The organism is Rhodococcus sp. W8901 (genome assembly GCF_013348805.1).
Lineage (GTDB): Bacteria > Actinomycetota > Actinomycetes > Mycobacteriales > Mycobacteriaceae > Prescottella.
The window spans coordinates 1,629,886-1,651,422 of the sequence record NZ_CP054690.1; the positions used below are offsets into that span (position 1 = coordinate 1,629,886).

General features: G+C 67.3%; 19 protein-coding genes. 10 read left to right on the top strand and 9 right to left on the bottom strand.

Translation table 11 applies throughout. The features are described 5' to 3' along the window. Window positions 1-132: 132 nt before the first annotated feature. Both HUN07_RS07820 and HUN07_RS07825 read left to right on the top strand, forming a co-directional pair. Window positions 133-1,494: a C40 family peptidase gene (locus HUN07_RS07820; RefSeq protein ID WP_174908936.1), complete on the top strand. Its 1,362-nt coding sequence runs from the start codon at window positions 133-135 to the stop codon at window positions 1,492-1,494. Between the two features lie 57 nt (window positions 1,495-1,551). Then, on the top strand, window positions 1,552-3,459 hold the full coding sequence (locus HUN07_RS07825) for an SEC-C metal-binding domain-containing protein (RefSeq protein WP_254622843.1): 1,908 nt from the start codon (window positions 1,552-1,554) through the stop codon (window positions 3,457-3,459). 58 nt (window positions 3,460-3,517) lie between these two features. On the opposite strand, the gene greA is transcribed toward HUN07_RS07825, so the two are convergent. Both greA and HUN07_RS07835 read right to left on the bottom strand, forming a co-directional pair. Next, window positions 3,518-4,012: a transcription elongation factor GreA gene (greA, locus tag HUN07_RS07830; protein WP_174908938.1), complete on the bottom strand. Its 495-nt coding sequence runs from the start codon at window positions 4,010-4,012 to the stop codon at window positions 3,518-3,520. Between the two features lie 259 nt (window positions 4,013-4,271). Next, window positions 4,272-4,697: a DUF4307 domain-containing protein gene (locus tag HUN07_RS07835; protein ID WP_174908940.1), complete on the bottom strand. Its 426-nt coding sequence runs from the start codon at window positions 4,695-4,697 to the stop codon at window positions 4,272-4,274. A 200-nt stretch (window positions 4,698-4,897) separates the two neighbouring features. Between HUN07_RS07835 and mca the strand changes: the two genes are divergently transcribed. Genes mca through HUN07_RS07850 form a run of 3 tightly spaced genes read left to right on the top strand, consistent with a single transcriptional unit; the run spans window position 4,898 to window position 8,131 of the window. Then, a complete protein-coding gene (mca, locus tag HUN07_RS07840; protein WP_174908942.1) occupies window positions 4,898-5,773 on the top strand; it encodes a mycothiol conjugate amidase Mca in 876 nt (291 codons plus the stop codon). 2 nt (window positions 5,774-5,775) lie between these two features. Then, window positions 5,776-6,096: a hypothetical protein gene (locus tag HUN07_RS07845; protein ID WP_114718554.1), complete on the top strand. Its 321-nt coding sequence runs from the start codon at window positions 5,776-5,778 to the stop codon at window positions 6,094-6,096. Window positions 6,097-6,103: 7 nt separating this feature from the next. After that, entirely contained in the window at window positions 6,104-8,131 is a 2,028-nt protein-coding gene (locus HUN07_RS07850) for a thioredoxin domain-containing protein (RefSeq protein ID WP_174908944.1), read from the top strand. A 67-nt stretch (window positions 8,132-8,198) separates the two neighbouring features. Here HUN07_RS07850 and HUN07_RS07855 read toward each other — a convergent pair whose 3' ends face one another. From HUN07_RS07855 to trhA, 5 genes are all read right to left on the bottom strand, one after another. Beyond that, window positions 8,199-8,351: a hypothetical protein gene (locus tag HUN07_RS07855; protein WP_174908946.1), complete on the bottom strand. Its 153-nt coding sequence runs from the start codon at window positions 8,349-8,351 to the stop codon at window positions 8,199-8,201. A gap of 1,024 nt (window positions 8,352-9,375) precedes the next feature. After that, window positions 9,376-10,326: an alpha/beta hydrolase gene (locus tag HUN07_RS07860; RefSeq protein ID WP_254622844.1), complete on the bottom strand. Its 951-nt coding sequence runs from the start codon at window positions 10,324-10,326 to the stop codon at window positions 9,376-9,378. 568 nt (window positions 10,327-10,894) lie between these two features. Further along, window positions 10,895-11,092, bottom strand: coding sequence for a hypothetical protein (locus tag HUN07_RS07865; protein WP_147283441.1), 198 nt, complete (start codon window positions 11,090-11,092; stop codon window positions 10,895-10,897). Window positions 11,093-11,215: 123 nt separating this feature from the next. Further along, on the bottom strand, window positions 11,216-12,724 hold the full coding sequence (locus HUN07_RS07870) for a wax ester/triacylglycerol synthase domain-containing protein (RefSeq protein ID WP_174908950.1): 1,509 nt from the start codon (window positions 12,722-12,724) through the stop codon (window positions 11,216-11,218). 111 nt (window positions 12,725-12,835) lie between these two features. Beyond that, a complete protein-coding gene (gene trhA / locus HUN07_RS07875; protein ID WP_174908952.1) occupies window positions 12,836-13,504 on the bottom strand; it encodes a PAQR family membrane homeostasis protein TrhA in 669 nt (222 codons plus the stop codon). Between the two features lie 180 nt (window positions 13,505-13,684). On the opposite strand from trhA, the gene HUN07_RS07880 reads away from it, so the two are divergent. Next, window positions 13,685-14,452, top strand: coding sequence for an isoprenyl transferase (locus tag HUN07_RS07880; RefSeq protein ID WP_174908954.1), 768 nt, complete (start codon window positions 13,685-13,687; stop codon window positions 14,450-14,452). Window positions 14,453-14,459: 7 nt separating this feature from the next. Here the strand turns inward: HUN07_RS07880 and HUN07_RS07885 are convergent, their stop codons facing one another. Next, window positions 14,460-15,095 carry a TetR/AcrR family transcriptional regulator gene (locus HUN07_RS07885; RefSeq protein WP_254622845.1) on the bottom strand — a complete coding sequence of 212 codons (636 nt, stop codon included), beginning with the start codon at window positions 15,093-15,095 and terminating at the stop codon, window positions 14,460-14,462. A gap of 147 nt (window positions 15,096-15,242) precedes the next feature. On the opposite strand from HUN07_RS07885, the gene HUN07_RS07890 reads away from it, so the two are divergent. Continuing rightward, complete coding sequence (locus tag HUN07_RS07890) at window positions 15,243-16,577, top strand: flavin-containing monooxygenase (protein WP_174908956.1); 1,335 nt, start codon at window positions 15,243-15,245, stop codon at window positions 16,575-16,577. Beyond that, a complete protein-coding gene (locus tag HUN07_RS07895) occupies window positions 16,574-17,713 on the top strand; it encodes a serine hydrolase domain-containing protein (protein WP_174908958.1) in 1,140 nt (379 codons plus the stop codon). Before HUN07_RS07890 ends, HUN07_RS07895 begins: the two co-directional genes overlap by 4 nt. A 50-nt stretch (window positions 17,714-17,763) precedes the next feature. Here HUN07_RS07895 and coaA read toward each other — a convergent pair whose 3' ends face one another. Beyond that, the gene (gene coaA, locus HUN07_RS07900) at window positions 17,764-18,696 is read right to left on the bottom strand and encodes a type I pantothenate kinase (RefSeq protein ID WP_114718318.1); all 933 of its coding nucleotides are present in this window, start codon (window positions 18,694-18,696) and stop codon (window positions 17,764-17,766) included. A 150-nt stretch (window positions 18,697-18,846) separates the two neighbouring features. On the opposite strand from coaA, the gene HUN07_RS07905 reads away from it, so the two are divergent. Both HUN07_RS07905 and glyA read left to right on the top strand, forming a co-directional pair. After that, complete coding sequence (locus tag HUN07_RS07905; protein ID WP_174908960.1) at window positions 18,847-20,139, top strand: DUF885 domain-containing protein; 1,293 nt, start codon at window positions 18,847-18,849, stop codon at window positions 20,137-20,139. Between the two features lie 42 nt (window positions 20,140-20,181). Then, entirely contained in the window at window positions 20,182-21,492 is a 1,311-nt protein-coding gene (glyA, locus tag HUN07_RS07910) for a serine hydroxymethyltransferase (protein WP_114718320.1), read from the top strand. Window positions 21,493-21,537 lie beyond the last annotated feature (45 nt).

The following is a 21,537-nucleotide window of genomic DNA, read 5'->3' on the forward strand; positions in this document are numbered from 1 at the left end:
GTCGTCGTGTTCGGTGAACACCGGTCGACGACAAGTGCGCGAAACACTGAGGGTTTCCTGAATCCCGCCCGCGGCAGTCTGTTTGCCCGTTACCGTGAGTCCTCGGACAAGCACGACCCCCAGGAGCGGTGTATGACATGGGAGCCCGCAGCCGCGATCGTGGCTGTCGCAGCAGTAACAGGTGTCGCGTTCCCCGCGGTTGCGAACGCAACACCCGACCCGGCTCCCGAAGCCCCACAAGCGCCCGCCGCCGTGCAGTCCGCGCCGCAGCTCGTGGAACCGGTGAACAGCATCGTCGCACTGCTCCCACCCGAAATGCGGGAGCAGGCGGCGACCGATCTCGTCAGGGTGATACCCGCCCTCGAAGCTCCGAAGGCCCCCGACTCGCTGCCGTCCACCGATGTGGTCCCGACGCCGGAGGCTCCCGCGCCCGAACCTGCCCCGCCGGTCGCCACACCCCCCGCGGCGGTGCCGACCGTGATCCCTCCCGCTGTCGGCGCGAACACCGCTCCCACGATCACGCTGCCCGGTGTCGGCGGTCTGACATTGCCGTCGCTGTCGGCGGTACTCCCGCCCGGCAATCTCCTCGGGCAGGTCGGTTCGATCGCGGTGTTCGCGCCGTGGCTGCGTCAGGCCGGCGAGATCTGTGGGGGCGTCAAGGCGCCCACCCTCGCGGCGCTGTTCTCGGTGGAGAACGACTTCCGCTACGGTCCGACGGCTCCGGTCTCGCTCGCCGGTGGGCGTGGTCCCGCGAAGTTCATGCCGAGCGAGTGGGCCAAGTACGGCAAGGACGCCGACGGTGACGGCACGGCCGACATCCTCGGTGTCGCCGACTCGGTGATGGCCGCGGGACACATGCTGTGCGACAACTATGCGCAGGTCGACGCGTGGAAGCAGGAGGGCCTGGTCCAGGGCGACACCCTCGATCTCGCGCTCGCCGCGTTCAACGCCGGCACCCGCGCGGTGCGCAAGGCGGGTGGTGTGCCGTCGGGTGTCGACGACGCGGCCGACCAGAGCGGGCCGTACGTGCAGAAGATCCGCGCGTCGGAGGGCCAGTTCGAGCAGTTGCTGTCGCCGTTCGCGAACCTCGACCTCGGCAACATCACTCTCCCGACGTCGGGCATCGGGGGCGCGGTCGTGCAGCTCGCGATGCGCTACCTCGGTCTGCCGTACGTGTGGGGCGGCGGCAATATCAGCGGACCGTCGATGGGTGGCTTCGACTGCTCGGGTCTGACGTCGTTCGCGGTGTTCGCCGCCAGCGGCGGCAAGGTCGCACTGCCGCGCACGTCGGAGACGCAGTGGGGGGTCGGCACCGAGATCCCGATGGCCGCGGCGCAACCCGGCGATCTGGTGTTCGGTAATTGGCAGGCCGGGGGCCCCGGACACGTCGGCATCTACATGGGCAACGGGATGATGGTCCACGCCCCGACCTTCGGCGATGTCGTCAAGGTCGGGCCGGTCTTCGGCGACATGAAGGCACGCCGGGTCATGTGACGGTCCGCGCCTCGGCGTGGCATTCGCGGTCACGGGAATCGAATACGATCGATCCCCGTGACCGAGCCCGATCCCCGTGACCGCATCGCCGACGCCGCGATGACCATTCTTCGTGAGCACGGAGCGCTGACCACCGAGGAGTGGGGGCGGCGTCTGGCCGACGCGGGGTACGGCTCCGCCCGCGAGATGGAGGACGTCGTCGAGGCACTCGACGACTACGATCTCGGTTTCCTCCCCGATGGGCGGAACCTTGCGCTCGGTCCGCTCCTCGAGGGCCGGACGCTGACCCATCGGCTCACGGATGCGGAGATCGCCGCCGGCATCCTCGACGCCAACCCCGACCTGACGCCGCTGACTGCCTTTGCATTCGACTCCGAGCAGGGGTTCCGTGTGGTCTTCGAAGGGCTGGACGACGACGTCTTCGCGGAGCGGGGTGTCACCGATCCCGATTTCCTGTACGACGAGGGGCTGCTGCTCGAGCCGGGGGCTCTGGCCGGTTACGCGGCGGGGGACCTCGTCGCGATCACCGCCGTCGACGGTGGGCTGGAGTTGCGAAGGGTGACCGGCGAACCGGCTTCCGCGCCCGACCTCACCGCGGCCCTGCGCCGGATCGTGCCCGAGGATGCCGCCGAGCACCTGGACGCCCTGGTCTGGCAGCTGATGATCGACGACCCGGCGTTGTTCGTCGCCCCCACCGTCCCACTCGCCGAGCTGATCGACGCCGCCGGCTACGTGCGTGACGGTGACTACCTCGCGGTGCGCGGATTCGATTTCGCCACGCACCGCCTGGCCGTGCAGATCGGGATGGTCGCACGCGAGCACGAACTGCACCCGGACGAGGCCCGCGCGGTGGTCGAGTTCCTGAACCTGGTGCGGCAGACGCAGGAGCAGGCGGCGCTCGGTGCCGATCCGAGAACCTATGCGCACGAACAGATCTCCGCCGACGTCGACGCGTTCGTGCTGCTGTCGGATCCGGTGGTGGCCGCCGCCGCGCTGGAACTGGTGAGCGAGTTCGACGACCGGACCGAGGCGCTGCACGCGGTGGCCGTCGGACTCGTGGACCTGGCGCCGCGTCGTGCGAAGGCCGCGGCCTGTTGGCTGGCGGGTAAGGCCGCCGACCGGCTCGGCGACGTCCTGGCCGCGCGGTCGTACTACGACGAGGCTCTCTCCCACGATCCCGACTGGATCCCCGCGATCTTCGACCTCGCACTGCTCGCCGCCGACGGCGGCGACGTCACCCGCGCGCAGTCACTGCTCGGCCGGATCGAGGGCGGGGAATCGGAGGCATTGCACGACGTGCTGCAACGCTTCGCGCCGCGCGAGCACCCCGAGTTGGGACGCAACGACCGCTGCTGGTGCGGATCGGGCCGCAAGTACAAGGCGTGCCACCTCGGTCGGTCCGAGCTGACCTCCGACGACCGGGCGGCATGGCTGTACAGCAAGGCACAGCTGTTCATGCGGTCCCCGGAACTGTTCGACATCCTCTTGGATCTCGCCGAGATCCATGCGGCGCCCGGGGCGGACGACGGTGAACTGTTGCGTGCGATCGAGGGCGGACCGGCCGTCGATGTCGCGCTGTTCGAGGGCGGCCTGTTCGAGTTGTTCGTCGGTCGGCGCGGCGCGTTGCTGCCGGCGGAGGAACTCGAGCTCGCCGGGCAGTGGGTGCGCACCCGGCGGTCGGTGTACACCGTGGTCGCCGCGGCCGACGACGTGGTGACGCTGCAGGACCTGCGCGGAGACGACACCGTCGAGGTCACGCACGAGGGTGCCGGTCGCGATCTGAACGTCGGGGCAGTGGTCTGCGCCCGACTGTTGCCGACCGGATCGGCGACGCTGCTCGCGCTCGGTGGGATGGAGCCGGTCGAGGCGTCCGCCGCGGACGACCTGGTCGCGCTGCTCGCCGAGCATCCCGAACCCGAGGCGCTGGTCGAGTTCCTCGGCGCGCACTCCCTGCTCCGGAGCTGAAACGAGAGAACCCCGGCCGAGGAATCCTCGGCCGGGGTTCTGCGTCTGTGCGCCTGTATCAGGCGTGGTACGGCTCTGCGCTGACGAGGGTGACCTTCATCAGGCTGCCGTTGGGCAGGGTGTACTCGCGGGTCTCGCCGACCTTGGCCTGGAGCAGCGCGGCGCCCAGCGGGGAGTTCGGCGAGTAGACCTCGAGTGCGTTGTCGCGGGCGCCCTCTTCGCGGGTCGCGATCAGGAAGGTCTCGGTGTCGGTCTCGTCGCCGTCGTAGTAGACCTTGACGACCGAGCCGGGCAGTGCGACGCCGGACTGGGTGGGGGCCTCGCCGACCTTCGCGCTGTTCAGCAGCTCCTGCAGCTGGCGGATGCGCGCCTCCTGCTGGCCCTGTTCCTCGCGAGCGGCGTGGTAGCCGCCGTTCTCCTTGAGGTCACCCTCTTCGCGACGCTCGTTGATCTCGGCGGCAATGACCGGACGATTGGCGATGAGCTGGTCGAGCTCATTCTTGAGCCTGTCGTGAGACTCCTGAGTAAGCCAGGTCACCTGGGTCTCGGTCATTCTCGATCACTCCCTTGTAGTTGAAGTCCGGGTGGACTCCCTCGGCAGATCACTGCGAACAGCAGCGATCAACGGCCAGGGCCGCTCTCGTCCGTAGCGAATGTCCGGTGGCGAAGACCCCCGGCTCGCCCATCTCGTGAGCAGACTCGTCCTGCCGTCAATGCAGCAATACACGGCTCCGAGTGGAACCGTGTATTGACTCATTTTAGCACGATGAGGGGTATCGACCGATCCGAACGAAGACCGATCGGTCCACTTGTCAGCCTGCGTGAAGGTAGTCCGGAACGTCCAGACTGCAGCCGTACAGATCGCCCATAGCGGGCGGCTGAGATGCGCGAACGGGGGCCGTGATCTCGACGGTCCCCGAGTCCGACGGCCCGACGTAGACCTCGCGGCGGCCCGTCTCGGAGCCGTCCTTGGAGCGGGTACGGATGATGCAGACGGCGGGCTCGGACGGGTCGTCGCGCGTGACGGTGAATCGGATGTTCATCGTCGTCTGGTCGACGACGTCGAACGCGACCTGCTCGCCCTCGATCTCCTTGACGGCGAACTTGGTGTAGGCGATGTACGCGAGGCCGACGCCGGCGAGGACGACGAGACCGGTGAGAATCCACTTGGCCCAGGGGATGGGGCCGGACGTGCGGCGGGTGGACCCGTAGCGGTCCGGGGAAGGCGTACTGCTCATCACTCTGCTCTCGCCGGTGGTGGTGCTCTGCACGGCCGTCGGAGTCGCCGTTTGCCGCGCGTAGCGGGGGTACGACAGACGGTCGTATGTGTCAGGTGGAACTATAGGGGAAGGACGACGACGACCGACGAGTGGTAGTGGTCGACGACTGCAGGCGACACGCCACGCCGGTGACACGCGAAGCTGAGGTGAAGACACACGTGAGCGGATACCGACTCATGGCCGTTCATGCCCATCCCGACGACGAGTCGAGCAAGGGTGCGGCGACGATGGCCCGTTACGCCGCCGAGGGCAACGAGGTACTCGTCGTGACCCTCACGGGTGGCGAGCGCGGTGACATCCTCAACCCGGCGATGGACGTCCCGGGCATCCGGGAACGGATGCACGAGGTTCGGCAGGAGGAGATGGCCGAGGCTGCGCGCATCCTGGGTGTGCAGCAGACGTGGCTCGGGTTCGTCGACTCCGGCCTGCCGGAGGGCGACCCCAAGCCGCCGCTGCCCGAGGGTTGCTTTGCGCTCGAACCGCTCGAGATCCCCACCGAGGCGCTGGTCCGGGTGATCCGCGAGTTCCGTCCGCACGTCATGACCACGTACGACGAGAACGGCGGCTACCCACACCCCGACCACATCAAGTGCCACGAGGTGTCGATGGCCGCCTACGACGCGGCCGGCGACCCCGAGCAGTTCCCCGACGCGGGCGAGCCGTGGGAAGTGCAGAAGGTCTACTACTCGCACGGCTTCATCCGGAAGCGCCTGGTGCAGTTCCAGGAGGAGTACGAGCGCCGCGGGGAGGAGTTCCCGATGGCCGAGTGGCTCAAGAAGTGGAAGACCGAGCAGGGCGACCTGATGGCGCGCGTCACGACGCAGATCGCGTGTGGCGACTACTTTCCGCAGCGTGACGACGCCCTGCGGGCCCACGCGACGCAGATCGATCCCAACGGGTCGTTCTTCGCGGTCCCGCTCGACATTCAGCAGAAGATCTGGCCCACCGAGGAGTTCGAGTTGGCCAAGACCCGGGTGCACACCGCCATCCCGGAGAACGACCTGTTCGCGGGCATTGTGGAGGATGAGCAGTAGTGATGACGACGTTGGCCTGGGACTTGCTGGCGCAGGGGACCAGCACCCCGAGTAGCCCGCAGGGTCCCGAGTTCGGCAAGGCATCCCCGCTGGGGCTCGTCCTGATCGTGGCGCTGCTGGTCGGCACCGTTCTGCTCATCCGCTCGATGAACAAGCAGCTGCGGAAGCTGCCGGACGACTTCGAGCCGGAGCATCCCGAGGCCGATCAGGCGGCGGACGAGGGCACGGACCGCGGCGCTGCGATCGCCGAGGTCGTCGAGCCGAGTCGGCCGGACGAGGACCCGCAGGCCAAGCACGATCCGCCCGCGAAACCGGCGAGCTAGGACTTCCGTGACCGGGCCGGGGCCGCGCGAGCGCAACACGCTCGGCGATGCGACCAGTCCGTATCTGCGTCAGCACGCAGACAATCCAGTGCACTGGCACCAGTGGGGGCCGGAGGCCCTGGAGTGGGCGCGGGAACGCAACGTGCCGATCCTGCTCTCCATCGGGTACGCGGCGTGCCACTGGTGCCACGTGATGGCGCACGAATCGTTCGAGGACCCCGAGACGGCGGCCGTGATGAACGAGAGCTTCGTGTGCATCAAGGTCGATCGGGAGGAACGCCCGGACCTCGACGCGGTCTACATGAACGCGACGGTCGCGATGACGGGTCAGGGCGGCTGGCCCATGACGTGCTTCCTCACCCCGGACGGCAGCCCGTTCTACTGCGGCACCTACTACCCGGCGCAGCCGCGCGGCGGGATGCCGTCGTTCACCCAACTGCTGCACGCGATCACCGACACCTGGCTGACGCGGCGCGGTGACGTCGACGACGCAGCGGCGTCGGTGGTGGCCGAACTGCGCCGCAGCGCCGGTGCGTTGCCGCTCGGCGGGGTGCCGGTCGACGTCCCGCTGCTGTCGGGCGCGGTCGCGAGCGTCCTGCGCGACGAGGACCGCGAACGCGGCGGATTCGGTGGTGCGCCGAAGTTCCCGCCGTCCATGTTGCTCGAGGGGCTGCTCCGCTCGTACGAGCGGAGCGGGGTCGAGCCGACGCTGCGTGCCGTCGAGCGCACGGCCGACGCGATGGCGCGCGGCGGAATATACGACCAGCTCGGCGGGGGTTTCGCGCGCTACGCGGTGGATGCGGAGTGGGTGGTTCCGCACTTCGAGAAGATGCTCTACGACAACGCGCTGCTGCTGCGGTTCTACGGGCACCTCGCTCGCCGCACCGGATCCGAGCTTGCGTACCGCGTCGCGGAGGAGACCGTCGAGTTCCTGTTGCGCGACCTGCGCACCGCCGCGGGGGCGTTCGCGTCGGCGCTCGACGCCGACACCGACGGCGAGGAGGGGCTCACCTATTCGTGGACGCCGGGCCAGTTGGTCGAGGTCCTCGGTGCCGAGGACGGCGCATGGGCGGCCGAGGTGTTCGCGGTGACCGACGTCGGGACGTTCGAGCGGGGTGCATCGGTCCTGCAGTTGCCGGTGGACCCGTCCGACGGCCGGCGCCTCGCGGCGGTCCGGGCCCGACTGCTCGCCGCGCGTGCCCGACGTCCGCAGCCCGGCCGTGACGACAAGGTGGTCACGGCGTGGAACGGGCTGGCCGTCACGGCGCTGGCCGAGGCGGGTGCGGCGTTCGGACGGTGGGAGTGGGTCCGCGCGGCCGAGGAGTGCGCCCGCGTCCTGCTCACGACGCATCTGGTGGACGGACGTCTGCGGCGCGCGTCGCTCGCCGGCGCGGTGGGGGAGCCCGCCGGGATCCTCGAGGACTATGCGGCCCTGGCGACGGGGCTGCTCGCGCTGCACCAGGTGACCGCGGCGGCCGAGTGGCTGGACGCGGCGACGTCCCTGCTGGACACCGCGATCGAGCGCTTCGCCGATCGCGACGAGGCCGGCAGCTGGTTCGACACCGCGGACGACGCCGAAACGCTGGTGGCCCGACCGCGTGATCCCCTCGACGGGGCGACGCCGTCGGGGGCGTCGGCGATCGCGGAGGCGCTGCTGACCGCGGCGGCGTTGGTGGAGGCGGACCGGTCGTCGAAGTATGCAGCGGCCGCGGAGGATTCGCTGGCCCGTGCGGCGGTGGTCCTGCAGCGCGCGCCGCGTTCGGCGGGGCACTGGCTCGCGGTCGCGGAGGCGTCGGTGCGGGGGCCCATCCAGATCGCGGTGGCAGAGATGGCGCCGTCGGACCTGGCCGAAGCGGCCCGACGACTGGCGCCCGGCGGTGCCGTGGTGATCGCGGGCCCACCGGATTCGGCTCCGCTGCTGGCCGATCGGCCTCGGATCGACGGTGCACCGACGGCCTACGTGTGCAGGGGATTCGTGTGCGCCCGGCCGGTGACCGGGGTCGATGATCTGCGGGAGCGGGTGGACTCGGACTGACGCGAAAAGGGCCGTGCGGTCCTACCGCACGGCCCTGCTGCGATTCCCGTCCGGGAATCCCTCGGTGTTACAGGCTGCCGCCGAGGCTGCCAGTGACGCCACTGAACCAGGCGGAGATGCCGGCGAGGGCATCGTTGGCGGCCGTGATGTAGCCGGTGAGAACGGTGTCGACACTCCCGACGGGGATTGCGATGAGACCGGTGATCGAACCGAAGTCCATGGTGTACCTCCAAAAGAATTGTGGGGCGGCCAGGCCGCCCCACACGGTGGGGAAGCTCCTCGGTGGGAGCGGGTGTTCGTGTCGACAGCGTCAGCTGTTGAAGATGCCCGCGACCGAACCGGTGATCGTGGTGAACAGGCCCTGGAGCGCGTCCAGCGAGCCGAGTCCCTTGAAGATGTCCTCGATCGAAGCCATGTAACTCTCCTAACGTGAATGCGGGTGGCGCAATTGTCCGCAGCTGTGTGCGGGCATGCGTCTATGTTCAATCGCAAGCATGTGCTTGTGACCGGAGTGAAGGTAGCAACCCATTGATGCCAGTGTGGTGAATTTGGTGAATCTGATCGACGCGGTTTCGCGGTGCAAAATGCCGGGGGAGCGCCGAATTCTGCCACTTCAAACAAATATTTGATCACTTGCCCGTTCGTCGGGTCGGGGAATGCCCGCGCGACCGAAGGGGCGACGTCGCTCTTGGGTCGACGAGGTGAATGCGCCAGGGGCCCGCGCATGGACGCACGGGCCCCTGGAATCGCACTCACGGAGTCTTGAAAGTTGCGACGTGCCTCAGCTCAGTGCGAGACCGGCGTAATCGATCAAGTTACGGAGCGACTGAAGCACTCCCACGCCGAGAGCGTCGAGGCTCATGACGGGAATCTTGATCAGGTCTGCGAGCGAACTCATGTCTTGCCTCCAGGTAGATGCAGGCCTCGTGGAGGCTCTGCCAGTCGAATGATTCGAATCAGGGCAGGACCGCGGGCCAGGTCAGGCCTCGCTGCTCGTGACGATGTCGCCGAGCCAATCGAGAATGGTCTTGACCGTGTTTCCCGCCAGTTCGATCGACTGGATGGAATCGAAGATGTCCGCTAAGGAACCCATATCTACTCCCGACAGGTTGCGGCAACACACTGCTGTCGAGCTCCCGACAGTAATGCGAGTGCCGAGTTCTGCACGAGCAATTGCGCGTGCCAGTCGACTGTAACAACGACTGGTCGGTTCGTCCGGGTAACACCAAATGGTCGATCGGTGGCTATCGAAGAGCCGCCTCGATGGTGGGCCACGAGCGACCGAGTTCGTCGCGCCAGTACGGCCACGCGTGCACACCCACCGGTTGGGCACTGCGGGTCACGTCGGCGCCCGCGTCTCGAAGAGCCTGCGCCAGTTGGTCGGTACACAGATTGGAGCCGGCCTCGAGCAGTCCGCCGACGACGACCCGGTCCTGAATGCCCTGTTGGTCGAGGGATTCGTGAGGGCCGGGTAGTCCGTTGCCGGACGAGAGATACACCTTCTTCCCGGCGAGGGCGGACGCGTTGCGGAACAGATCGTGTTCACGCCAGACGTCGTTGCCCTCCGGGCCCCACATCATCTCGGAGTTGGCCATGCCGTTGAGCACGACCAGATCGGTCAGCGCGCGCCCGACGGGACCGTCGGTGACGTAGCAGCCGCTGTAGCCGACGACTCCGTCGTACAGCTGTGGTTCGCGTGCGGCCAGCATCACGGCTCCCTGTGCCCCGGAGGAGATTCCGCCGATGACGTTGCGGCCGTTGGTGTCAAGTTGGGCATCGATGAGTGGGGGCAGTTCCTTCGACAGGAACGTCTCCCACTGGGTCCGCCCGAACTTCGGGTGGTCCTGGGTCCAGTCGGTGAAGAGAGTTCCGGTACCGCCGACCGGTAGGACGACATTGACGTTCTTGTCGGCGAAGAAGTCCTCCGCGTTGCCCCTGGTTCGATCGAGCCAGTTGCTGCTCTCGACCTGGCCGGAGTTGCCGTCGAGGAGGTAGAGCGCACCGCGGGGTTGACTCCGCTCGGCGGGCAGCAGCACGTTGACCGGCACTTCGCGGCGCATAGCCGGAGACGCGACCTGCAGAAGTAGTAGTCGATCGTCCACCGTCGTGATGCTGGTGATCGACGGTTGCGCGTCCGCGGCCACCTGGACGTATTCCGGTACGACCGTCCCGATCTCGGGTTCGGCTGCTGCCACTGAAGGAAGCGCCGTGAGGAGTCCTACAGTCAGCAGTCCCGCGGACAGTGCTCGAATATTCTTCCGCTGCATACTTGTTCGATCTCCCCAGCTCGACGCGTTCAGATGCCTGGTGGCCGTGCGATCATCGGTCACGAGTGCATGCAAGTTCTCATCGCAGTATCCCTCCACGAGTGGGAGGCTGCGGGACGGAGGTCGGTGCGGCTCGGGTCCTGCAGGCGATTGCTTCCCCGTGGGTCCGTCGCCATGCATTTCCGGTGCCGTACAGACACAATCGGGGCCCGCGCACACAGCGCGAGCCCCGATGAGGTGCCCAGGGCACCAGTGTCTTACTGCTTCGGCAGTCCGTCGGGGTAGCCGCTCAGCGTGAAGAGGGACCCGATGCCCTTCATGATCTGCGCGCTCAGGCTCCCGGTCACATTTCCGAGTACTTCGTAGATGGATCCCATGACTCTCCTTAGATCAGACGATTCCGAGCGATTGTCAAAGCTGGATCGAGGCGGGCCGTATCACTCGATGCTGCCCGCCGCGGCTAGTAATCGCGGGGTTGGTAGGCCCGGTTCAGCTATTAGCCCTTGGCCGGAGGCGCCGAGAAGCTGTCGATCGAGCCGAAGCCGATGGTGACGAGGTCACCCAGCGAGCCGAGGGCATCGGTGATGCTGGTCTGAGCGGAGCCGAGGAATGCGGGAAGCAGGCCATCGGCCGCGAGGGAGTTGAGCCCACCGTTTCCCAAGATCGCTCCCATAAGTCCTTCGAGTGAACCCATTTGTGCCTCCTGAAGACGTTATGTGTTGCCCGGTACCGAATCCCGCACGCAATTCGGATCGCACACCGGTTTTCCGTGTATCACGAGCGGATTGCCTGTGATCAAACGAACGGTAACAACGTGTCACGGGATGGCGGGTCGGTTTCGAGAAAGTTCTCGGGAATCGGAGGAAGGTCCTTCGGTCTCTGGGAGCGTTGCGCGCTCGACCAGTGCGCGGAACGACTCGGTGAGGAGGGCCTTGTAACGATCGGTGTCCGGCATCATCGCGGTGTCGGTGCAGAACGAGATCTCGATCTCGTCGCCGTGGTGCGACACGATCAGATGTCTCAGTCCGACCTTGTCGATGATTCCGAGAATGCCGAAGCTCTTGACGAGAGGCGCACCGCGCAGGACCATGTCGTTACCGGTCCATGGGATGTTGCTGACCATCGTGTTGATGGTTTCGACGGTTCCCTCGGGCTGTTTGCGTAGACCCATCAGGCTTATGACGAGCTTCAGGAGCCAGGCCGGCGATGTGTCGATCCTGGACGCGGCTTCCTGGACATCCGGGTTCCGGTGCCGCTCCTTCTCGGCGCGGACCGATGCGTTGATGGCTCGGAGTCGTTGCACCGGGTCGTCGATATCGGTGTGGAGATCCACCGCCATCAGCGCGAGATGGTTCGCACGGTTCCCGTCCGGATGGTCGGCCACGCCGGGGCGAGTGCCTCGCAGCGACATCGGCACCAGCGTCGATAGAGAACTCGGCGGGGTTTCGCCCTTCTCGGCCAGGTAGGCGGCGAGAGCGCCGGAAATCGTAGCCAGGAGAACGTCGTTGAAGGTGACGCCCTCGACCGCTGCCTGCACGGCGCGGATGTCCTCGGGCGGGAAGCTCACGACGTCGAACGTGAGGTCAGGGGTGATGGCCGTGTTGAAGCGGGTTGCGGGTCGCCGTGGCGGTGCCGGGGCGATCGTGCCGGCCTCGACCTGTTCGGTGACTCGGCGCGCCGCCTCGCCCGACGTCGTGAGCCCCTGGCGGAAGTCGCGCCACTGCTGGGGGAGCCGGCCGATGGCCTTGACGAATTCTGCGGGCGTGAACCAGTTCGCCGACGTCGTCGGAACGGGCGGGTGAGTCTCCGAGCGACCGAAGATGCGCAACGCCAGGTCGCGGGCGGCCAGGCCGTCCCCGGAACTGTGATGGCAGCGCAGGACCGCGACGGTCATCCGGTCGGGCAGTCCGTCGATGCCGGTAACACCGGTGAGGAAATGCAGCTTCCACGGCGGCCTGGTGAGGTCGAGTGATTTGCCCGAGAATCGGGCGATGTGGTGTCGCAGGGCATCCCATCCCGGCCCGTCGACCGGCTCGACGATCACGTGCTGTGCGAGATCGAGGGTGGGGTCCGGAACCCAGAATGGATAGTCCAGCGCCAGAGGAATGTGCCGCAGACGTCGGGTGAAGACTCCGCTGTAGCCAAGGCGCGGGCGCATCCACTCGATAGCCTCGGCCTGTGTGATCGGCGCGGCCTCGCCGGTGGTGTCGAACAAATAGATGCCCGTCGAGTTCGAGATGTGGTTCTCGCCCTCGTGGTAGACGAAGTCGGCATCCTGCGGTGCCAGCCGGGTGATGCCACCCACTTCTCGCTCGGTCGTCGTCACAACGGTCCCTCCCAGGTCAGATCCGCCCAGGGTAAGCAGGTGAACCCGGATCTCGGGGTGTTTCGGGGACCTTCCGCGCATTCTCCGCAAAGGGGAATCTGGGTAATCCCTCTACCCGAACACGACCAGGCAGACCGCGACGAAGTGGCACAGCGCCGCGACCGCGGTGGCGGCGTGGAAGAACTCGTGATGGCCGAACGTCTGCGGCCACGGGTTGGGCCACTTGGTGGCATAGAGGATGGCGCCGACGCTGTAGAGGACGCCGCCGATCGCGAGCAGGACCAGGGGCAGAACGCCGGCCTCGTGGACGAGATCTCCGGCCACGGGGACGATGGCCCAGCCCAGCAAGAGGTAGAGCGGGACTCCGACCCAGCGAGGGGCGGTGGGCCACAGCATCTTCAGCGCGATCCCGGCGAGGGCGCCGCACCACACGACCGTCAGCAGGATCGCGCCGGTGCGCGGCGGGAGTGCCAGCAGGCCGAACGGGGTGTAACTGCCCGCGATGAACAGGAAGATCATCGAGTGGTCGGCACGCTTCATCCATGTGCGGGCGCGCACGGTGTGCCAGTGGATGCGGTGGTAGGTGGTGCTCACCGCGAACAGGCCGCACACGGTGACGCTGTAGATCAGTGTGGCGAGGCCGGCACGTGGCGATTCCTTGGCATAGGCGAACGAGACCAGCACGGCGCTCGCCAGGATCGCGACCACCAACGACCACGCGTGGATCCAGCCACGCATGCGTGGCTTGACCGGCAGGTCGTCCAGTCCGAGTGCCGTCATGTGGTGCCCCTGTCGTTGTTCCGCCTGGTGGAACCGTCCGGGCCACCAAACCTACGCAACCGTAACCTACGGAAGGGTAACTACTGTAGCGGTGGCGAACGTCTCCGAGGCGACACTGTGACCGCCGTCGCGGGTGCGCGGGGTTCGCGGCGTAGTCTTTCTTCTCGTGGTGATGTCCAGGTGAAGTTGCGCGGCCTGCTGTACAGCATCTACGAGCGACGGCTCCTGCGCCGTCTCGACGGTTTACAGCATCCGCGCCATGTGGCGGTGATGTGCGACGGCAATCGCCGGTGGGCGCGGGAGAATGGATTCACCGACGTCAGTCACGGGCACCGGATGGGTGCGCGCAAGATCGCCGAACTGCTGCGCTGGTGCGACGCGGCCGATATCGAGATGGCCACCATCTACCTGCTGTCCACCGAGAACCTGCGTCGCGAACCCGAGGAACTCGACACGCTGCTCGAGATCATCACCGACGTCGTCGAGGAGATCTCCGCTGCGGGCCAGAACTGGAGCGTCAAGATCGTCGGCACCCTCGACCTGCTCCCGGAAGCGCAGGCCCGTCGGTTGCGGGAAGCGGCGGAGAGCACCCGCGGGCGCACCGGCACACACGTCAATGTCGCGGTCGGGTACGGCGGCCGGCAGGAGATCGCCGACGCGGTGCAGTCGTTGCTCCGCGAGAAACTCCATGAGGGACTGGCCGGGGACGACCTCGTCAAGGCGATGAGCGTCGAGGGCATCGACAGTCACCTCTACACGTCGGGTCAGCCCGATCCCGATCTGGTGATCCGGACGTCGGGGGAGCAGCGGCTGTCGGGATTCCTGTTGTGGCAGAGCGCCTACTCCGAGATTTGGTTCACCGAGGCCTACTGGCCCGAGTTCCGGCGCGTCGACTTCCTGCGTGCGCTGCGCGATTACGCCGCCCGGCATCGCCGGTTCGGCGCCTGACCGACCGCTACCGCGCCGGCGGCGTCATCGCCGGGAACCAGACGTCGGTGAGGATTTCCGCGGCCTGCTCGCGGGGAACCTCGATGGTGCCCTGCACTGCCCATCGCGTGAAGAACCGTTCGAGTTGGGTGACGAGTAGTTCGATCCGCAGCCGGGCTTCCTGTTGGCGATCGTCTCCCCACCGCGCCAGGTACGACGGCATCGCGTCCGGAAGTGCCGAGATCGCATCGCGCGCCGCCTCGCGGAACTCCGGTTCGAGCACCAGTGCCTCGTCCCAAGCCGGCAGGATCGCGCGGTTGCGGTCGAACCAGTCGATCGCCCGACCGACCCAGCGTGCGAACTCGTCGCGAGATCCGCTGTCGAGAACCTCGTCGAGGTCGGCGTAGACCGACGCCGCACGCGGCTCCATCGATTCGGAGCCGATCTTGCGCAGGACGTCGGTTTTTCCGGTGAAGTGCAGGTAGAAGGTGGCGCGGCTGCAGCCGGCCGCGGACGTGATGTCGTCGATCTTCACGGCCGCGTAGCCGCGCGCCGAGAACAGTTCGCGCGCGCAGTCCAGTAGCCGGAGTCGGGTGATCCGTTTCTGTTCGTCGCGCTGTGTCGGCCTTCTGTCGGCCTCGGTCCTGACCTCGATCTCGTTCACCTCACACCTCCGGTCGCATCGTACGGACCCGTTCCACATCGGCCCGTGGAAGCTGTCGCTTGACAGTGTGTCAGTGAATCCGGTTCTATGACGCAGATCACGTTCTGTCAGGTTTGAGATCAGATCAAGCGCGGGAGAGGAACGTCCATGCCCCAACTGCCCAAGGTGTGCATCATCGGTGCCGGCTGCTCGGGATTCACCACCGCGAAGCGCCTCAAGGATCACGGCATTCCCTACGACTGCTTCGAGGCCTCCGACGACGTCGGCGGCAACTGGTACTACAAGAATCCGACGGGCATGTCGTCGTGCTACGAGAGCCTGCACATCGACACCTCGTCGACGCGGTTGCAGTTCGAGGACTTCCCGGTGCCGGCGGATTGGCCGCACTTTCCGCACCACTCGCTGATGCACGGCTACTTCCGTGACTACATCGACAAGTTCGGTCTGCGCGAGACCATCACGTTCAACACGATGGTCGAGAAGGCCGTTCGCAACGCGGACGGGACCTGGGCGGTCACGCTGGATACCGGCGAGACCCGCAACTACGACGCGCTCGTCGTCGCGAACGGTCACCACTGGGATCCGCGGATGCCGGAGTATCCCGGCAAGTTCGACGGCCGGATCATCCACAGCCACGACTACCTCAATGCGTTCGACCCGATCGACATGCGCGGCAAGAACATCGTCGTGGTCGGGATGGGCAACTCGGCCCTCGACATCGCCTCCGAACTCTCGCACCGGTCTATTGGCAAGCACGTCTGGGTCTCCGCGCGCCGCGGAGTGTGGGTCCTCACGAAGTACCGCGAGGGCAAGCCGGCCGACAAGATGATGATGCCGCCGTGGATGCCGAAGAAGCTGGGCCTGAAGATTGCCCGGCGCAAGATCAAGAAGTCGCTGGGACGGATGCAGGACTACGGCCTGCCCGAGCCCGATCACGAGCCCCTCGGTGCGCACCCGTCGGTGAGCATCGACTTCCTCGCGAAGGCCGGATCCGGTGACCTGACATGTGTTCCGGCGATCGAGTCGCTCGACGGCGACCACGTCCGCCTGGTCGACGGCCGCAGGATTCCCGCCGACGTGATCGTGTGTGCCACCGGGTACAACATGAGCTTCCCGTTCTTCGACGACCCGTCGCTGCAACCCGATGCGCAGCACCGGTTCCCGCTGTTCAAACGGATCATGCAGCCCGGCGTCGACAACCTGTTCTTCATGGGTCTAGCGCAGGCGTCGCCCACGATCGTCAATCTCGCCGAGCAGCAGAGCAAGCTCGTCGCCGGTGTGCTCGACGGCAGCTATGCGCCGCCGTCCGTCGACGAGATGCGCCGGATCATCGGGGTCGACGACGCCGCGAGCCTGGCGCAGTACTACGAGACGCCCCGCCACACCATTCAGGTGGACTTCGCGCGCTATGTCCGGGATCTCAAGAAGGAGATGGTTGCCGGGGAGAAGCGGGCGCAGAGTGTGCCGGTGGGGGCGCGGTGACGCCCGTCGAGGGGTTCGCGGATCCTAGCTACGCCGGGCTGCGAGAGCTGTTGCAGCGCAATCTCGACGACGGTACCGATGCGGGCGCGTCGGTATGCGTGGTGCGTGACGGCGAGATCGTCGTGGATCTGTGGGGTGGCGTCGCCGACGTCGATACCGACGCCCCCTGGGTCAAGGACACTGTCGTCAACACGTACTCGCTGACGAAGACCATGACCACGCTTGCGGCCCTGCTGCTCGTCGACCGCGGCCTGCTTGACCTCGACGCACCGGTCGCCCGGTACTGGCCGGAGTTCGCCGCGAACGGCAAGGACGGTGTCCTGGTGCGACACGTCCTCGGGCACACCTCGGGAGTGAGCGGTTGGCAGCAGCCGGTGACGATCGCCGACATCTGCGACGACGTCCTTGCCGAGAACCTGCTCGCCGAGCAGGCGCCGTGGTGGGAGCCCGGGTCCGCGTCGGGTTACCACGCGACCAACTACGGGCACCTCGTCGGCGGACTGGTCCGCCGGATCGCCGGGCGCAGTCTCGGCGAGTTCTTCGCAACCGAGATCGCGGAGGTCTGCGGTGCCGACTACCTGATCGGCACACCCGCCGACGTGGATGCACGGGTCGCGCCCCTGATTGCGCCGCCGCCCACCGGATTCGACTACGGCGCACTGCCGGCCGACAGTGTCTTCGTCAAGACGATGACCAATCCGGCGATTCCGATCCCGGAGACGTCGAGCAGACAGTGGCGTGGCGCTCAGATCGGCGGCGTCAACGGTCACGGCAACGCCCGGTCGGTGGCCCGTGTCCAGTCGGTCGTCTCGCACGGCGGGCGGGCCGTCTCCGGCGTGGAGGTCTTGCGACCCGAGACCGTCGAGCGGGTCTTCGACGTCCAGGCCGACGGCGTCGACCAGGTGCTCGGGGCCGCGCTGCGGTTCGGGCTCGGGTACGCGCTGCCCGCTCCCGCGATCCATCCCTCGATCCCCGACGGGCGGGTGTGCTGGTGGACGGGTTACGGCGGATCGATCGTCGTCAACGATCTGGACCGTCGGATGACCTTCGCGTACGTGATGAACAAGATGACGCCGCAACTCCTCGGTGCGCCGCGCACCGAGGAATACGTCGCCCAGGCGTACGCGGCGCTGTGACCTCGGGTGTCCTTTGCGCCGCACGGGGGACGCAAAGGACACCCGGACCCTCAGAGCTTGCGCAGGCGCAGGCGGTTGATGGTGTGATCGGCGTCCTTGCGGAGCACCAGCGTGGCACGCGGACGTGTCGGGAGGATGTTCTCGACCAGGTTGGGCCGGTTGATCGAGTTCCAGATGTCCTCGGCCGCCAGGGTCGCGTGCTCGTCGGACAGCGCCGCGTAGTGGTGGAAGTGCGCGTTGGGGTCGGCGAACGACGTCTTGCGCAGCGCCAGAAAACGTTTGATGTACCAGGCCTCGATGTCCTCGATGCGGGCATCGACGTAGATCGAGAAGTCGAACAGATCCGAGACCATCAGCCGGGGACCGGTCTGCAGCACGTTGAGGCCCTCGATGATGAGGATGTCGGGCTGGCGGATGAGGTGGTACTGGCCCGGGATGACGTCGTACGAGGTGTGTGAATAGACCGGGGCGGCAACTTCTTCCGCGCCGGACTTGACCTCGGTGACGAACCGCAACAGCTTGCGGCGGTCGTAGCTCTCGGGGAAACCCTTGCGGTGCATGATGCCGCGGCGGGTGAGTTCGGCGGTGGGGTAGAGGAACCCGTCGGTGGTGACGAGGTCGACCCGCGGGTGATGTTCCCAGCGGGCGAGTAGTGCCTGCAGGACGCGGGCGGTGGTCGACTTGCCGACCGCGACGCTGCCGGCGACACCGATGACGAACGGCACCTGACGGTCGGGGTGCTTCTCGCCGAGGAAGGTTGCGGTGGCGGCGAACAGACGCTGCCTCGCGGCGACCTGCAGGTGGATCAGACGAGCGAGCGGGAGGTAGACCTCGGCGACCTCGTCGAGGTCGATCTGTTCACCGAGACCGCGGAGCCCGACGAGCTCTTCCTCGGTGAGCACGAGCGGCGTCGACTTACGCAGCTTGCGCCACTGCTTGCGGTCGAACTCGACGTAGGGGCTGGACTCGCTCACCCGTGCCATCGGTGCATCTCTCGAGAGAGCGGCTTCGACTGCGATCGGTGCATGCGCGTGCTGGGGGGAGGCAGGTGCATGAGGCAGATTGTGCTCGCAGCCACACACCGCCGATGCGCCGGGTCCACTTCGCAGCGAAAACGACTAGTGTCAGCCGCCATGGAGCTCGACACACTGGTGCGTGAATACCTCCTGCTGGGTCTGCGTTTCGACCGCCTGGAGGAGGGTTTCGTCGACGCCTACACAGGTGATCCGGCGTTGCGCCGTCAGGTGGACAACGAGCCGCGGCCGGACCCGCGCACACTCGTCGGTAGTGCACGCGCGCTGCGGGCCGAACTGCCTTCCGCGGGACTGACCGACGAGCGAACGAGGTTCCTCGACGCGCACCTGACAGCGCTGGAGTGCTCGGCGCGCAAGTTCGCCGCCGACGACATCGGCTTCGTCGACGAGGTCGCCGCGTACTTCGACGTGCGGATCGCGCCCGGCGACGAGGAGCGCTATCGCGACGCGCACCGCCGGATGGATGCCGTCCTGCCCGGTCCGGGCACCCTCGCCGAACGCATGGAGGCGAACCGCGCGGCCGATCGGATCCCGCCGGATCGGTTGCAGGACTGCGTCGAGGCGTTCAACAGCGCGCTGCGCGACCGCGTCCGCGCCGAGTATGCGCTGCCCGAGCACGAGCAGGTCGACTACGAGGTGGTCGGCGACAAGCCGTGGTCCGGGTTCAACTACTACCTCGGCGGCTACCGCTCCACGGTCGCGATCAACTCCGATCTCGACCAGCACATGTCGAACCTGCCGCGCCTCATCGCCCACGAGTCCTATCCCGGTCACCACACCGAGCACTGCCGCAAGGAGGCCGGGCTGGTCGGGGCGGGCCAGCTCGAGCAGACCCTGTTCGTCGTCAACACCCCGCAGTGCCTGATGGCCGAGGGCCTGGCGGACCTGGCGCTGGAGTCGATCGTGGGGGCGGGATGGGGGACGTGGGCGCAGGAGATCTACGCCGACCTGGGTCTGCGGTTCGACGGCGAGCGGGCGGAAGAACTCGCGGACGCGTCGAGCGGGCTGCTGTCGGTGCGACAGGACGCCGCGCTGCTGCTCCACGATCGTGGGGCGAGTGCCGACGACGTCGCGGCGTTCCTGCAGCGGTGGACGCTGTCGAGTCCCGAGCGGGCACGGCAGAGCCTGCGGTTCCTGTCGTCGCCGCTGTGGCGCGCGTACATCAGCACATATGTCGAGGGATATCGCCTGCTCGGCGGCTGGCTGGCGCAGGCTCCGGTCGGTCCCGAACGGTCCGAGCGGTTCCGCCGACTGCTCGACGAACCCCTCACTCCGGGTGCGCTGCGCGACGACACTCCGGGTGCGCTGCGCGACGACACTCCGGGTGCGCTGCGCGACGACGTCGTGAGCGCTGACGGAGCCGCCTCGATGCTCGGCCGAGGTCGTCCTTAGACTGGTAGCGATACTTCCGCAATCCAGCCTGGAGATTCGCTGATGACTGCTGTGCCTGCCACCGACGTGAACACCGCGTCCCTCGCCGAACTGGACCCCGAGGTCGCCACCGCGATGGCGGGTGAGTTGTCGCGTCAGCGTGACACTCTCGAGATGATCGCGTCGGAGAACTTCGTTCCCCGCGCGGTGCTCGAGGCCCAGGGCAGCGTGCTCACCAACAAGTACGCCGAGGGCTACCCGGGACGCCGCTACTACGGCGGCTGCGAGTTCGTCGACGTGGTCGAGGACCTGGCCCGCAACCGCGCCAAGGACGTCTTCGGTGCCGAGTTCGCGAACGTGCAGCCGCACGCCGGTGCGCAGGCCAACGCCGCCGTGCTGATGGCGTTGATGAACCCGGGCGAGAAGCTGATGGGCATGGACCTGGCCCACGGCGGTCACCTCACCCACGGCATGAAGCTGAACTTCTCCGGCAAGCTGTACGAGGTCGCGTCGTACGGCGTCCGTGAGGACACCCACGTCGTCGACATGGACCAGGTCCGCGAGACCGCGCTCGCCGAGCGTCCTCAGGTACTCATCGCCGGCTGGTCCGCGTACCCGCGTCACCTGGACTTCGCGGCGTTCCGGTCGATCGCCGACGAGATCGGCGCCAAGCTGTGGGTCGACATGGCGCACTTCGCCGGTCTGGTCGCCGCGGGTCTGCACCCGTCGCCCGTCCCGCACGCCGACGTCGTCTCCACCACCGTCCACAAGACCCTCGGTGGGCCCCGTTCGGGCATGATCCTGGCGAAGAAGGAGTGGGCGAAGAAGCTCAACTCGGCGGTGTTCCCGGGCCAGCAGGGCGGACCGCTGATGCACGCGATCGCCGCGAAGGCCGTCGCGATGAAGATCGCCGGCACCGACGAGTTCAAGGCGCGTCAGGAGCGCACCCTGGCCGGTTCGAAGATCCTCGCCGAGCGTCTCGGTGGCGCCGACGTCGCCGGCAACGGCATCTCGGTCCTCACCGGTGGCACCGACGTGCACCTGGTCCTGGTCGACCTGCGGCACTCGCAGCTCGACGGCCAGCAGGGTGAGGATCTGCTCCACGAGATCGGTATCACCGTCAACCGCAACGCGGTGCCGTTCGATCCGCGTCCGCCGATGAACCCGTCGGGCCTGCGGATCGGTACCCCGGCGCTGGCCACCCGTGGCTTCGGTGATGCGGAGTTCACCGAGGTCGCCGACATCATCGCGACCGCGCTCGCCAATGGCGCCGACGCCGATGTCCCGGCCCTGCGCGCCCGCGTCTCCAAGCTGGCGCAGGACTTCCCGCTGTACGACGGCCTCGAGAACTGGGGCCTGCTGCCCAAGGCCTGATCCCTCGGATCGCAGAACGGCCCGCACCCTCCTCGGGTGCGGGCC

What these genes read in the sequence shown, in the direction of transcription:
- HUN07_RS07835 (WP_174908940.1), bottom strand. Translation starts at nt 4,697, where the DNA reads ATGAGCAGTACGCCTTCCCCGGACCGCTACGGGTCCACCCGCCGCACG.
- glyA (WP_114718320.1), top strand. Translation starts at nt 20,182, where the DNA reads ATGACTGCTGTGCCTGCCACCGACGTGAACACCGCGTCCCTCGCCGAA.
- HUN07_RS07890 (WP_174908956.1), top strand. Translation starts at nt 15,243, where the DNA reads ATGCCCCAACTGCCCAAGGTGTGCATCATCGGTGCCGGCTGCTCGGGA.
- HUN07_RS07820 (WP_174908936.1), top strand. Translation starts at nt 133, where the DNA reads ATGACATGGGAGCCCGCAGCCGCGATCGTGGCTGTCGCAGCAGTAACA.
- HUN07_RS07855 (WP_174908946.1), bottom strand. Translation starts at nt 8,351, where the DNA reads ATGGACTTCGGTTCGATCACCGGTCTCATCGCAATCCCCGTCGGGAGT.
- HUN07_RS07845 (WP_114718554.1), top strand. Translation starts at nt 5,776, where the DNA reads ATGACGACGTTGGCCTGGGACTTGCTGGCGCAGGGGACCAGCACCCCG.
- HUN07_RS07905 (WP_174908960.1), top strand. Translation starts at nt 18,847, where the DNA reads ATGGAGCTCGACACACTGGTGCGTGAATACCTCCTGCTGGGTCTGCGT.
- trhA (WP_174908952.1), bottom strand. Translation starts at nt 13,504, where the DNA reads ATGACGGCACTCGGACTGGACGACCTGCCGGTCAAGCCACGCATGCGT.
- coaA (WP_114718318.1), bottom strand. Translation starts at nt 18,696, where the DNA reads ATGGCACGGGTGAGCGAGTCCAGCCCCTACGTCGAGTTCGACCGCAAG.
- HUN07_RS07865 (WP_147283441.1), bottom strand. Translation starts at nt 11,092, where the DNA reads ATGGGTTCACTCGAAGGACTTATGGGAGCGATCTTGGGAAACGGTGGG.
- greA (WP_174908938.1), bottom strand. Translation starts at nt 4,012, where the DNA reads ATGACCGAGACCCAGGTGACCTGGCTTACTCAGGAGTCTCACGACAGG.